Below are 13,210 nucleotides of genomic sequence, written 5' to 3'. Positions count from 1 at the left end.
ACCGACATCCGGTGGTGGGGCTCGGGTCCGGTGCCGGGCTGGGGCGCGCGGCACCGGCCCGACGTGCTGCGGGGTTCCTCGATCTGGCGGGGCATGGTCACCCCGGTGATCCCGTAGGCGGTCACCCTGGTGGCCGACGAGGACCGGTTGCGCCGGCTCGCGGAGTCCTCCCCCTCGATCGTGACGCCGCTGAATTCGGCGATCGGCTACGAGGAGGCCGCCGCGGTGGCCAAGCAGGCCCTCAAGGAGCAGAAGACGATCCGCCAGACGGTGATCGACCGGGGCCTGATCGGCGACAAGCTCTCCGAGGAGGAACTCGACCGCCGCCTCGACGTGCTGGCGATGGCCAAGGTGCGCGAGGAGCGCTAGCCGGGGCCGCCCTGCCGCGCCGACGGTGCCAGGCTCCGGATGCCCGGCACCACCGAGAGGCTGTGCAGCACAAGGCTCAACGTCACGGTGACCACGACGATCGTGCCGATCTCCCCGGCGCGCTCGATCTCGCCCCGGTTGACCACGATCAGCCCGAGTACGACGGTGCCGATCCCGCGCGGTCCGAACCAGCCGATGAACAGCCGGTTGGACATCGGCAGACCGGTGCCGACCAGCGCGGTGAGCACGGCGACGATGCGGACCGCGAACAGCGCCAGCAGCGCGAAGACCACGACCCGCCAGTCGGCGTTGCGCCAACCGTCGAAGACCGCGAAGGCGCCGAACATCGCGAACACCATCAACTCGAGCAGTTGTCCGGTCGCGTCGGAGACCTGCGTCGGCAACGGCTCTGCGGTGTACCGGCGGGAGATGAAGGCGAACACCAGCCCGCCGGTGAAGGCCGCGACGAAACCGCTGGCGTGCACCCGCTCGCCCAGTTCGAAGCAGATGAACGCCAGCGCCAGGGTGCCCAGTTGCGCCCAGGTGTCGTTCATCCAGTTCCGATTCCGCGACCAGGACACCAGCAACCCGCCGGCCAGGCCGACCGCCGCACCGATCAGCATCGACACGATCTCGGTTCTGAGCAGGAACCACACCCAGCGCCCGTCGCCCGGGTCGGTGTGGGCCGAGGCCAGCGCGATGGCTCCCAGCAGTGCGGCCAGCGCGAACCCGTCGTAGAAACCGCTCTCCACCGACAGGGTGTGGCGCACCCGTTCGGGGATCCGGCGGTCCTCCAGCAGCGCCTCGATCAGCGCGGCCTCGGTGGGGGCGACGATCGCCGACAGGCAGACCGCCTCCCACCACGGCAGCACCGGCAGGAGCGCGACCGCCGTCAGCGCACCCAGGCCCAGACTCAGCGGGATGCCGATGATCAGCAGCCGCAGGGTGATGTTGGCGCGCAGGCTGATCCGTTCCATGCTGATCCTGGCCGCCTGGTCGAACAGGATCACCGCCAGGGCCAGTTGCGCCAGCGCGGTGTAGCCCTCGGTGCCCGGCCCGGCGTCCAGCAGCCCGAAACCGAACGGGCCCAACGCCATTCCCAGGATGACGAAGATCAGCGCCGGAGCAACGTACAGCCGATCGACCCGCTCGGAGACCAGTGCGTAGCCCAGCACCAGGACGGTGAGGACGATGGGAGTCGTCTGGTGCACGGGTTGGCTAGACGCCCCTAGACGCCATTGTTGGGCCCGCCGCTGTTGGCGCCGGGGATGTCGGTGATCGGGAAGTTCGGCATCGGCGGCGGGGACGGAGTGGCCGGCAGCGACGGGATGTCAGCGGCCGGGATGTCCTGCAGCAGGTTGGCCGGCGGGCCGTTCTCGCGGCCGCCGTAGACACTTCCCGGCGCACGCTGCCCGAGCAGTTCGCTGACCGTGACCAGGTGATAGCCGTTGGCTTTGAGCACCGGCAGGAACTGCTGGACCAGGTCCACGGTCGAGGAGTAGGTGTCGTGGAAGAGCACCACCGATCCGGGTTTGATCCGGCTCATCAGCATGTACCGGGTGGCGGCGGTGTCGGAGTCGTTGATCCAGTCGAACGGGATGACGTCCCAGAGGATTCCGGCCAGGCCGTCCTCGGCGGCGACCGCGTTGACGGCGTCGTTGGTCAGGCCGCCGGCCGGCCGCCACAGCTTCGGGGTCTGTCCGGTCGCGGCGGCGATCGCCTCGTTCGCCCTGGACAGCTGGTCCGGCACGTACTGGGCGCCGATGGTGGTCATGTCGGGGTGCTCCCAGGTGTGGTTGCCGATCTCCATGCCGGCTTCGGCGACCCGCTTGGCCGCCGCGGGGTCGGCCGCCACCTTGTTGCCGATCATGAAGAAGGTCGCCTTGGCGCCGGCGGCGTTGAGGACGTCGACGAGTCGGTCGGTGTAGGGCGAAGGACCGTCGTCGAAGGTCAGCGCGACGCACTTGTCCCTGGCACAGTCGACCGCCGCGGGGGTCTGGGTCTGTGCCGCGCAACCGCCCAGCAACAGCGCCGCAACGGCAACGGACAAACGGCGCAGCACGGGTCAGAGTTTACGGCAGCGCGGCCGGGCTGATCTCCTCGAGCATCTCGGTGACCAGCGCCGCGATCGGGGAGCGCTCGCTGCGCATCAGGGTGATGTGGGCGAACAGCGGATGGCCCTTGAGCTTCTCGATGACCGCGGCCACGCCGTCGTGGCGGCCGACCCGCAGGTTGTCACGCTGGGCGACGTCGTGGGTGAGCACCACCCGCGACCCGGCGCCCAGCCGGGAGAGCACCGTGAGCAGCACGTTGCGCTCCAGTGACTGCGCCTCGTCGACGATGACGAACGAGTCGTGCAGCGAGCGGCCGCGGATGTGGGTCAGGGGCAGCACCTCGAGCATGCCGCGGGACTGCACCTCCTCGAGAACAGCCGGGCTGGCCAGGCCCTCGAGGGTGTCGAAGACCGCCTGTGCCCACGGGCCCATCTTCTCGCTCTCGCTGCCCGGCAGGTAGCCCAGGTCCTGACCCCCGACGGCGTAGAGCGGACGAAAGACCACGACCTTGCGCTGGCTGCGCCGTTCCAGCACCGCTTCCAGGCCGGCGCACAGCGCCAGCGCGGACTTGCCGGTGCCGGCCTTGCCGCCCAGCGACACGATCCCGACGGACTCGTCGAGCAGAAGGTCCAGTGCCACCCGCTGTTCGGCGGAACGGCCGCGCAGCCCGAACACCTCGCGGTCGCCCCGCACCAGTTGCACCCGCTTCTCGGCATTGACCCGGCCCAGTGCGTGCGAGCTGCCGCCGAGAAGCCGAATCCCGGTGTGGCAGGGCAGGTTCCGGGCGTCGGCAAGGTCGATCTCCCCGTCGGCGAACAGCGCGTCGACGTCCTCGGAGGTCACGTCCAGTTCGGTCATGCCGGCCCAGCCGGAGGTCACCACGTCCTGGGCGTGGTACTCGTCGGCGGGCAGGCCGACCGCCCCGGCCTTGACCCGCAGCGGGATGTCCTTGCTGACCAGCGTGACGCTCTTGCCCTCGGCGGCCAGGTTGGCCGCGCACGCGAGGATGCGCGCGTCGTTGGTGCCGGTGCGGAACCCCGCGGGCAGCACCGTCGGGTCGGTGTGGTTGAGCTCTACGTGCAGCGTGCCACCGTGTGCGCCAACGGGAATCGGCTGATCGAGCCGGCCGTGCTCGAGCCTCAGGTCGTCGAAGAGCCGGAGGGCCTGACGGGCGAACCAGCCCAGCTCGTGGTGGTGGCGCTTGGCCTCGAGTTCGCTGATCACCACCAGCGGGACGACGACCTCATGCTCGGCGAACCGCGTACACGCCCAGGGATCGGACAGCAGGACGGAGGTGTCGAGCACAAACGTCCGTGCGGGCGAGTGGGGTTCGGTCACAGGCGCTCCCTCGGGCTCGAGGCCTGGAGCCGAAGGCTCGATGGCCATCGGGCCCGACGCTACCGGTCTGTGCCTGCGCGCCGGTGAGGCGCGCCGTGTCCAAAGCGTTACGCGGAGACGAATTTCTCCAGCTGCGGTTCGTCGGCGAGGCCCCAGGAGACGATGGCGTCGGAGACCACCTTGTCGGCGGCGGCCTGGTCGAAGATCCCGGCCTCGGCGACGGTGCGCAGCTTGTTGTCCCGGTATTCCAGGATGTCCCCGCCGATGACGGGCAGCGCCGCCGCGCGCCGGGAGATCGCGGCGATCGTGGAGTCGCGGTGCTGCTCGAGGCAGTGCGCGACCAGGCTGTCGAAGAACTCCCGGTGCCGTTCCTCGTCGGCGGCGATGCGCCCGACCAGCCCCTTGAGCACCGGTTCGTCGATCCTGGCTTCGACGTTGCGCAGATAGACCGCATGGGCGCGTTCGTAGAGCGACATGAACACCAGCGTCTCGATCTGGGTGTAGCCGCTGGCCTGGTAGCCGCGCATCACGTGGGCGATGCGAACCTCTTCATCGGCGTTCGGGTCGATGTTGCGGGTGACAATCATGTACTCGCGCAGCGCGATCGCGTGCAGGTTCTCCTCGGCGGTCCACCGGCCCAGCCAGCGGCCCCACTTGTCCTCGAGGATGAAGTGCTCCACGAGTTCGCGGTGGTAGCCGGCGAGGTTGTCCTTGGTGATCAAAACGACCTCGAGGGCGTCGACCACGTCCTTGGGCAGAGTCACCTGCGACGGGTCCCAGTCCTGCCCGCCGAGGAAGGCGAAGTTGCGGCCCTGCTCGAACGGGACGTAGTCGTGGGCGTACCACTCGTCGGCGGTCAGCAGGTAGCGGGCGAGACTGTCGGCGACGACCGGCTCGAGCTCGGCGGTCAGCGCATTCGCCACAGGTTTCTGTGCCATGCGGTAACTGTAACTGAAGTTAACGGTTGTCCGGAAATCGCTTCGCTTCGGCGTTTTCCGGGATCAGAGGGTCAGGCCCGGATAGAGCGGGTTCGCGTCGAGCAGTTCCGATGCCGCCGCACGCACCCAGTCCGAGGTCGCGTCCACCAGTTTGTACTTGGCCTTGGACGGGCCGTTCGGGCCCGAGTCGGGCTGGGTGGCCGACAGCACGTCGACCACCAGCTCGGCCACCCGGTCGAACTCGGCCGGCCCGAAGCCGCGGGTCGTCAGCGCCGGGGTGCCGAACCGGATGCCGCTGGTGTACCAGGCGCCGTTCGGGTCGGCCGGGATGGAGTTGCGGTTGGTGACGATGCCGGAGTCCAGCAGCGCGGACTCGGCCTGCCGGCCGGTCAGCCCGAAGGACTGGACGTCGAGCAGCACGATGTGGTTGTCGGTCCCGCCGGTGACCAGGTTGGCACCGCGGCGCATCAGCCCGTCGGCGAAGGCCTGGGCGTTGTCGGCCACCCGTTGGGCGTAGGCCCGGAACGACGGCTGCCGCGCCTCGGCGAAGGCGACCGCCTTGGCGGCGACGACGTGTTCGAGCGGACCGCCCAGAACCATCGGGCAGCCCTTGTCCACGGCATCGGAGTACTCCTCGGTGGCCAGCACCAGGCCGCCGCGCGGCCCGCGCAGCGACTTGTGCGTGGTGGTGGTCACCACGTGGGCGTGCGGCACCGGGTCCTCGTCGCCGGTGAACACCTTGCCCGCAACCAGGCCGGAGAAGTGAGCCATGTCGACCATCAGGGTTGCGCCGACTTCGTCGGCGATCTCGCGCATCGTGGCGAAGTTCACCCGGCGCGGGTACGCCGAATACCCGGCGACCAGAACCAGCGGCTTGAACTCGCGGGCGGCCGCGGCGACGGCGTCGTAGTCCAGCAGGCCGGTCTTCGGGTCGGTGCCGTAGCTGCGCTGCTGGAACATCTTTCCGGAGATGTTCGGCCGGAAGCCGTGGGTCAGGTGGCCGCCGGCGTCCAGCGACATGCCCATCAGCCGCTGGCTGCCCAGTTTGGCGCGCAGCCGTTCCCACTCCGCCTCGGAGAGGTCGTTGACGTTCTTGACGCCGACCTCGGCCAGCGCGGGCGCCTCGACGCGGGTGGCCAGGATCGCCCAGAACGCGACCAGGTTGGCGTCGATGCCGGAGTGCGGCTGCACGTAGGCGTAGGGGGCGCCGAACAGTTCGCGGGCGTGCTCGGCGGCGATGGCCTCGATCTCGTCGACGTTCTGGCAGCCGGCGTAGAAACGGTGGCCGACGGTGCCCTCGGCGTACTTGTCCGACAGCCAGGTGCCCATGGTCAGCAGAACGGCCGGCGAGGCGTAGTTCTCGCTGGCGATCAGCTTCAGCGAGTCGCGTTGGTCGGCCAGTTCCTTGCGGGTGGCGGCGGCGATGCGAGGTTCCACGGATTCGATCACCTTCAGCGCCGACCGGTAGGCCTCGCCGGCGGTGCCGGCATAACTGGCGACGGGTGCGTCGGCGGCGGACAGGATCGCGTCGGTGGTCATGGCCGCAAGCGTAGTCGCCGGGCAAGTCCTCGTTGCCGCCCGTCCCGGCGCGTCAAATGGGCTTGTTGTCCACAGAAGACGCGATGTTGTCAACAGGAATCACAGTGTTCTCAACAGCCACAGCGGCACCCGCTCGGAGGGGTCTCGGAGCCACGCCGACCCGGGTGGATTTGTCGCTCGAAGGTGGGCAAAAAGCACATGCCCCCTGGAACCCTCTCAGGCCGCCTCGGCCCGCAGAGCCGACGGGATCAGCGGCTCGTCGAGCAGCCGGCCGAACCGCTCGGTGTGCCCCACCCCGTCGGGACGGTCGTCCAGCCAGGCCCGCAGCAGCCGGTAGCCCTCGACGTAGGTGCTGGTGTAGGCCCGCCACAGCGGTGAGGACAGGAACCGCAGCATCTGCCGGGCCCGCCGGTCGTCGACCAGCAGCCAGCGCCGGAGGTACGCCGCGACGTCGTCGGCATCGCGCCCCTCGTCGTGCAGCATCAGCGCGGCGTCCTGGCGAACTCCGGCCAGCGCCGCGCGGGCACCGGCCAGCGCCTCGGCGCGCTCGCCGTCGAAACGCAGACCCAGGTCCGCGTAGATCTCCTGCGCCCAGCGGCCCCAGCCGGGTCCCACCGCGGCGTGCAACGCCAGGTCCGCCAGCCCCTCGGCCATCAGGCACTGCGGGGTGTTGACCAGAAAGATGGTCTGCTCGCCGTGGCCCAGTCCGGCCACCAGGCGCTCCTCCTTGCGGCAGTGTTCGGTGTGGTGGCCCGGGTAGGACTCGTGGGCGATCAGCGACGGCAGGTGGGCCATCTGCTGGCGCAGGTCGGCGTTGACCGCAACCCGGGAGCGGTAGTCACCGTCGTAGTAGTTGAAGCCCGACCACGGTTTGTCGGTGACGACCTCGTAGACGACGGTCTCGGAGTCCGGCAGCGGATAGGTGGCCCGGACGATGTCGCGCAGCGCGCTGGAGAAAGCCGCGATGGCCTCCTGCAACCGCTCCGGCGCGAGTTCGTCGGCACGCCGATCGGCCTCCATCCGCTCGGCCAGCGGCCCGCTGCCGCCGAGCGCCTCGTCGATGCGGGCGTGCGCGGCGCGGTAGTGGTCCGGCTCGCCGCGGGCGATCTCGACGTCGAAATAGTCGCGCACCTCCTCGACGAACCCGACCGGTTCACCGGCGAACTTGCGTGCCGCGCAGGACAGCGCCCGAAGGTGCGCGCCGATGAACTCGGCACGCTGCTCGGTGAACGCGGCCGTCCGGGGCGTCTCCGGCAGCGCGGCAAGCAGCCGGTCGGCCAGCCCGGCCAGTACCGCCGGGTCGGGCGCGGGCTCATCGGCCACCTGCCGCCTGAGTCGCTGGTCGCCGGTGAAGGAGTCCACGTACCCTTCCTCGATGCGGTCGAACCGCAGACCGAGCAGCAGGTATTCGCGGATGAGGTGGTCGGACTCCATGGCGTTCACGCTAACTGCAAGACTTGTCGCATGGCGCGGCTGAGCGAACCCAGCCCCTATGTGGAGTTCGACCGGAGCGAATGGCGCGGTCTGCGCATGTCGACTCCGCTCAAGCTCACCGAGGAGGAACTCTTCGGCCTGCGCGGGCTGGGCGAGCAGGTCGATCTGCTGGAGGTCGAGGAGGTCTACCTGCCGCTGGCCCGGTTGATCCACCTGCAGGTCGCCGCCCGCCAGGGCCTGTTCGCCGCCACCGACGAGTTCCTCGGCGAGCCGAGGCAGAACCCGGACCGGCCGGTGCCGTTCGTCCTGGGCGTCGCCGGCAGCGTCGCGGTCGGCAAGTCGACGACCGCCCGCGTGCTGCAGGCGCTGCTGTCGCGCTGGGACGACCATCCCCGGGTGGACCTGGTGACCACCGACGGGTTCCTCTACCCCAATGCCGAATTGACCCGCCGGAACCTGATGCACCGCAAGGGGTTCCCGGAGAGCTATGACCGCCGTGCGCTGATGCGCTTCGTCACCTCGGTCAAGTCGGGCGCCGACGCGGTGTGCGCGCCGGTCTACTCGCACCTGATCTACGACATCGTCCCGGACGAGCAGCACATCGTCACCCACCCCGACATCCTGATCCTGGAGGGGCTCAACGTCTTACAGACCGGACCGCGGCTGATGGTGTCGGATCTGTTCGATTTCTCGGTCTACGTCGACGCCCGCATCGAGGACATCGAGCAGTGGTACGTCGATCGTTTCCTGGCGATGCGGGCCGGCGCGTTCGCCGATCCGGCGTCGCACTTCCACCACTACGCCGGCCTCAGCGACGAGGAGGCGATCGCCGCGGCGCGCGATATCTGGGCAACCATCAACCTGCCCAACCTGCTCGAGAACATCCGGCCGACCCGCCCGCGGGCCACCGCGGTGCTGCGCAAGGACTCCGACCACTCGATCAACCGGCTGAGACTGCGCAAAATCTAGCCCGGGGCGGCGTGATTCACCGAACCGCCCATAGCGCCGAGGACGCCGATCCAAACTGTCGCCATGGACATCACCGGCACCCCAGCCCACCACCTGTACGGGGCACGTGACTGGTTGAAAGCGGACGCCCACATCTAGGCCCGCCGTGTCGCGCGGGGGTGAGCGGCTGCCCGACCCGCCCCCCCCCCGTGCGACCAGGCACCATAACCATTGGGCACAAGACCATCCCGACGTTTCATGGAGCGCAACCACAATGAACACGATCAACTACCTGGGTACACATGAACCCTCTTGGCCTCGCACTGCCGTTGTGCCGCTGTTCATTTCGCATTGCCGACTGGCGCGCCTGAAGCGCACACTGCCGGCGGCTATCGCCCCGTGAGCGTTCGATTCGGGTGGACTTTCCGAGTTGTCGCTTTATGGTGGCTGGAAGACGACGCCGAGCAATTACGTCGATGCGGTGATCCGCCACGACCGCGAGATCGGGATGCTGTAACTCGCCACGCCCGAGGACCTTATTTGCGGGCCGGAGATGCTGGCGCGTACCGGTATGACAATTGTTGCGCAACAGCAGCGTACGGTCGCCAACTACCTCGAACTGCCGCAATTGAACGAACGGCAGCGGCAGCTGCAGATGTTGTCGCCGCGAGAGCATGCAGGCCATGCTGTTCCAGCGACTATTGCTGCGAAGCGCCGTCCGGTTCAGTGAAGACCTGCTCCGCTGCGATGCGCGCCCGCACCGCTTGTGCGGAGACTGTTTGGCCCGCATCCGCAACTTTGGCCTCATGAGCCGCGGTCACCTCCGTCCGGAGCCAGACCTCGACGGCGCGATCCCGGGCGAACAGCGCCCGTAATTCACCGCCCGCGATTGCGTAGGATTTATCCCCTTCCGATGGTCTAATCGCGACATGGACAACTCCTTGGCGACAGTTCTGTTGATCTTGGCCGTCGGCTTCGGTGTCGCCATCGCAGGCGGACTGCTCCTGCATCGGGTGAGTGTCCGGCGTACCCGTGGCAGCGACGCCGACCAGGATCTCGGCGCCGACGGCGTGAGCGCGGCCACCAGCTTCGTCGGCGGCGCGGCCGCGTTCCTTCTCGGTGTGTTGATGCTCTCTGCGCTGGACCACTATAACGCCACGAAAGACGTTGTCTCCCAGGAAGCCGTGGCATTTTCCCAGGCTTTCCAATACACCGATGGACTGGCCCCCGCTGATGAGCAGACGATCCAGCGCGACCTCATCTGCCTGATGCGGTCAGTGGCCACCTACTCCTGGACCGCCGCGGAAGCCGGGAATCTCAACGGCTCCGACAACACCCACGCCTGGCAACGACGTACCACCATGCACGCGAATGCCGCTGTGACAACGACGAAAGCGCAGGAAGACAGCCTGGGCGGCGTGAAGAGCAACCTCATCAGCGCTATAGGGAGCGGCCAGCAGCGACTGCTCGCCGCGCATAGCAATCTGCCCCTGGCATTACGGAATCTGGTCTTCGTCAGCATCCTGGTGCTCACCGCGATGCTGACCGCGCAGCTGCGGGGACATCCCAGTCGGGCCTTCGCCATCTCAGCCCTGGCGTCGGTCCTCATCGTCAGCACCGCGATGATCGCCACGCTGAAGACTTTCGACGAGCCGTTCACCCAGGGCGACGGGGTGTACATCGCGCCGCGGGCCCTCAACGCCGCACTCTCCCGCCTCGAGGCCACCTACCCCGGAGCTGATTGGCGAGAGTGCGAGATGCTCGCGCGGCCCTAACGGCACCGACCGACACTCTTGAGTACACGGACCCGGCTGGATTGCCGAGGTGTTAAGGCTGCTTGGCCGAAACTAAAGCCCGACATCTTGACAATCGTACGGTTGTCGGATTCTTCACGAAACCGGAGAACCCCTCTCGCCATCGCGTCCGGAAAAGACACGGGAGCCAGTTCGCCCCAGTGTGTTCTTGACGATCCGGCCATCCTTGATGATGACCCTAAAATTGTCCGGATTGCCGATCAACTCGAGGTTCGCCGTCGGATCTCCGTCCACCAGCAACACATCGGCGTAGGCCCCCGGTTCGATGATGCCCAGCTTTGCCGGATACGGGTTGCGCGGGCCGGACAGCGCCAACAGTTGGGCATTGTCGTAGGTGGCAATCCGAAGCGCCTCGGCAGGGCTGAACCATCTGGATAGGTAGGTGAAGCGTTTGTTCTGATGCTCCGTCGGTTCGCCGAAGAGGATATCGGTGCCGTAGGCAACCTTGACGCCATACTTGCGGGCCCATCGGAATACCTGGTCCTGGCCCTCGACGACCTCGTGGTTCTTTTCCCGTCTGAACTGGCTGGCGGTTTCCGGTTCCTCGTCGAATGCCTGAAGGCTCAGCCAGATCCCCTTGTCCGCCAGCAATTGAACGGTTGGCTCGTCCAACAGTTGCCCGTGCTCGACGCATGCGACGCCGGCCTGAATCGCCCGCCGGACTGCCTTGGGGGTGTACGCGTGGACGGTCACGTAGGTGTTCCAGTCGGTGGTCGCCTGAACCGCTGCGGTCATCTCGTCGAGGGTGTACTGCGCGACGTCGATCGGGTCGAAGGCGGAAACGACTCCTCCGCCGGCCAGGACCTTGATCTGAGACGCACCGGCCCGCAGATTCTCCCGCACGGCGGTCAGGATTTCGTCACGGCCGTCGACGATGAACGTCGCCCCCAGGCGTTCGGCCACCGACGGTTGCCCGCCGAAGCGGCGGGCCTGTGCCCCAGGGGGCCGGAAGTCGCCGTGGCCGGCGGTCTGGGATATCACCGCGCCACTGGGGTAGATCCTCGGTCCGATCGCTGTGCCGTTGTCGATGTCGCGTTTGATCCCGAAGACCGGTCCGCCCATGTCGCGGACGCAGGTGAAACCACGTAACAGTGTTCGGGTGGCCTCAGCGCGAGTGCGGTCGAACAACTCCTCCGGGTCAGCGTTCTCGTCCATGATCTGCGCCTGGGTGTTAGCGCTGAGGAAGAGGTGGGTGTGATTGTCGATCAGCCCTGGCATCAGCGTGCGCCCGCCGCCGTCGACGGTCACCGTCCCGGCGGCGGGGGCGAGGCTTCCCGGCTGTAGGTCGGCGATCAATCCATCCCGGATCAGGACGCTCATGCCGTACTCGAGGGCGAGCGACTTACCGGTGAAGACGTTGACGTTGGTCAGCAGTACGGGGGTCGCCGGCGCTGGGGACTCCGGGGCCACGTCACCGACAGAGTGCCGGTCGGCTGCACATGCCGCCAGAAGCGAACTGCCGAAAGCCAGCGCAGCCGCGGCGCCAGCGCCGCCGCAGCATAGAAGGCGCCGTCTCGGGACCGGGGTCGCGATGGCACCTCCTCGTTGCGGGGTAGGCGTGATGTTAGCCCGAGAACTGCTCTCTTGGGTGTTCGATCTCGCAAACAGATTCTGCACGCCGATCCGGTGATTTGAGTCAGGTGGTTAGCGGGTAGCGGCGCACCAGCAGCAGGCCGCTCATCGCCACCATGCCGGCGATGAGGATGCTTCTGCTGACTCCGGTGTAGTGCGCCAGCACGCCGAAGAGCAGACTCCCGCCGGCCAGCGCACCCTGGTTCACCAGTGAGTAGATCGAGTTCGTCAGCCCGCTCATGTCCTCGGGTGCGGCGAACTGGATGGCGAACTGGTGGGCGATGCTCAGCAGGCTCCACGTAACACCGAGGAGGAGCAGGAAGCCGGCGTCGAGCGTCATGCTGTTCCACTGGCTCACCCCGATCACGGCGAGCGCGAAGGCCGCCAGCGCGACGGTGGTGAGACTGCTCAGGGCGACCCGGCGGCGCAGCACCGGCATCAGCGCGCCACCGGCCGCCCCCCCGATGCTCAGGGCCGCCAGCAGTCCGCCGTACCCGATCGGCCCGGTCTGGATGTCCTCCTTGGCCACCAGTGGCAACAGACCCATCACCGCACCGCACGGCGCCACCAGCAGCGCGCAGCGCAGCATCGGACCGTAGAGACGTGGCGAGCCGCGGATTAGTGCCCACGCCTGGCGAAGTGACCGGCGGGCGGGACCGGCCTCGCCGGAGTCGCGTCGGCCCGGGGCGTTGCGCAGCGTCGCGATCATGCCCATCTGGGAGACCACGCTGGTGAACAGCACCACGGCCGGGCCGAACGCATGCATCAGATAACCGGCCAGCACTGGTCCGACACCACGGCCGACGTCGGAGCTCAGCCCATTGAACGAAATCACCTCCACCAGAAAGTCCTGTGGGACCAGACCCTGGATGAACGGCTTCCAGGCGGTCTGCTGGGCCACCACCCCGATGCCGACCAGGAAGGTCATCGCCAGCAGGGAAGTGGGAGTGAAACGCAACCCGTCGGTCAGAGCGATGACACCCATCACGGTCAGCACTGCAAGCAACCAAAACTGTGAAGCGAGCAGCACGACGCGGTGCCCGAACCGATCGGTCGCGACACCGGCCGGGATAGCGAAGAGCAGGAACGGCAGGCTCATCATCGTCTGCACCAGGCTGATGAGCACCGGGCTGTCGGTCAGCGACGTCATCGTCCACGAGACGCCGAGCAACAGCATCATCAGGCAGAGACTGAAGAACAGGTT

General features: G+C 67.8%; 10 protein-coding genes and 2 pseudogenes. 4 read left to right on the top strand and 8 right to left on the bottom strand.

Annotated features, from left to right (window positions below; all coding sequences use genetic code 11):
• Positions 1 to 369, top strand: a pseudogene (gene aspA / locus ACKOQ4_RS05035) (aspartate ammonia-lyase); the annotation flags it as partial.
• Here aspA and ACKOQ4_RS05030 read toward each other — a convergent pair.
• The 6 genes from ACKOQ4_RS05030 to ACKOQ4_RS05005 all read right to left on the bottom strand — a co-directional run bounded on the left by ACKOQ4_RS05030 (position 366) and on the right by ACKOQ4_RS05005 (position 7,672).
• On the bottom strand, positions 366 to 1,580 hold the full coding sequence (locus ACKOQ4_RS05030) for a cation:proton antiporter (protein WP_526289451.1): 1,215 nt from the start codon (positions 1,578 to 1,580) through the stop codon (positions 366 to 368). The pseudogene aspA and the gene ACKOQ4_RS05030 overlap by 4 nt on opposite strands.
• Before the next feature lie 17 nt (positions 1,581 to 1,597).
• Positions 1,598 to 2,431: a polysaccharide deacetylase family protein gene (locus ACKOQ4_RS05025; protein WP_526289449.1), complete on the bottom strand. Its 834-nt coding sequence runs from the start codon at positions 2,429 to 2,431 to the stop codon at positions 1,598 to 1,600.
• 10 nt (positions 2,432 to 2,441) lie between these two features.
• Positions 2,442 to 3,728, bottom strand: coding sequence for an RNA 5'-3' helicase PhoH2 (gene phoH2 / locus ACKOQ4_RS05020; protein WP_526289453.1), 1,287 nt, complete (start codon positions 3,726 to 3,728; stop codon positions 2,442 to 2,444).
• A gap of 140 nt (positions 3,729 to 3,868) precedes the next feature.
• Positions 3,869 to 4,699 carry an acyl-ACP desaturase gene (locus ACKOQ4_RS05015; RefSeq protein ID WP_526289447.1) on the bottom strand — a complete coding sequence of 277 codons (831 nt, stop codon included), beginning with the start codon at positions 4,697 to 4,699 and terminating at the stop codon, positions 3,869 to 3,871.
• Positions 4,700 to 4,762: 63 nt separating this feature from the next.
• Positions 4,763 to 6,238, bottom strand: coding sequence for a glycine hydroxymethyltransferase (locus ACKOQ4_RS05010; RefSeq protein ID WP_526289445.1), 1,476 nt, complete (start codon positions 6,236 to 6,238; stop codon positions 4,763 to 4,765).
• A gap of 216 nt (positions 6,239 to 6,454) precedes the next feature.
• On the bottom strand, positions 6,455 to 7,672 hold the full coding sequence (locus ACKOQ4_RS05005) for a DUF885 domain-containing protein (protein WP_526289443.1): 1,218 nt from the start codon (positions 7,670 to 7,672) through the stop codon (positions 6,455 to 6,457).
• Positions 7,673 to 7,702: 30 nt separating this feature from the next.
• Between ACKOQ4_RS05005 and coaA the strand changes: the two genes are divergently transcribed.
• The 3 genes and pseudogenes from coaA to ACKOQ4_RS04990 all read left to right on the top strand — a co-directional run bounded on the left by coaA (position 7,703) and on the right by ACKOQ4_RS04990 (position 10,395).
• Positions 7,703 to 8,641: a type I pantothenate kinase gene (gene coaA / locus ACKOQ4_RS05000; RefSeq protein WP_526289441.1), complete on the top strand. Its 939-nt coding sequence runs from the start codon at positions 7,703 to 7,705 to the stop codon at positions 8,639 to 8,641.
• A 253-nt stretch (positions 8,642 to 8,894) separates the two neighbouring features.
• Positions 8,895 to 9,350 (top strand): annotated as a pseudogene (locus ACKOQ4_RS04995) (deazapurine DNA modification protein DpdA family protein).
• A 199-nt stretch (positions 9,351 to 9,549) separates the two neighbouring features.
• The gene (locus tag ACKOQ4_RS04990) at positions 9,550 to 10,395 is read left to right on the top strand and encodes a bestrophin-like domain (RefSeq protein ID WP_526289439.1); all 846 of its coding nucleotides are present in this window, start codon (positions 9,550 to 9,552) and stop codon (positions 10,393 to 10,395) included.
• A 114-nt stretch (positions 10,396 to 10,509) separates the two neighbouring features.
• Here ACKOQ4_RS04990 and ACKOQ4_RS04985 read toward each other — a convergent pair whose 3' ends face one another.
• Both ACKOQ4_RS04985 and ACKOQ4_RS04980 read right to left on the bottom strand, forming a co-directional pair.
• Complete coding sequence (locus ACKOQ4_RS04985; RefSeq protein ID WP_526289437.1) at positions 10,510 to 11,754, bottom strand: metal-dependent hydrolase family protein; 1,245 nt, start codon at positions 11,752 to 11,754, stop codon at positions 10,510 to 10,512.
• Between the two features lie 316 nt (positions 11,755 to 12,070).
• A partial coding sequence (locus tag ACKOQ4_RS04980; RefSeq protein ID WP_526289435.1) for an MFS transporter occupies positions 12,071 to 13,210 on the bottom strand: 1,140 nt, incomplete at its 5' end.

Origin of the sequence: Mycobacterium sp., from assembly GCF_046095365.1 — a bacterium.
In the GTDB taxonomy this organism is placed as follows: domain Bacteria; phylum Actinomycetota; class Actinomycetes; order Mycobacteriales; family Mycobacteriaceae; genus Mycobacterium.
This window is presented reverse-complemented; position numbering and strand designations above follow the sequence as displayed.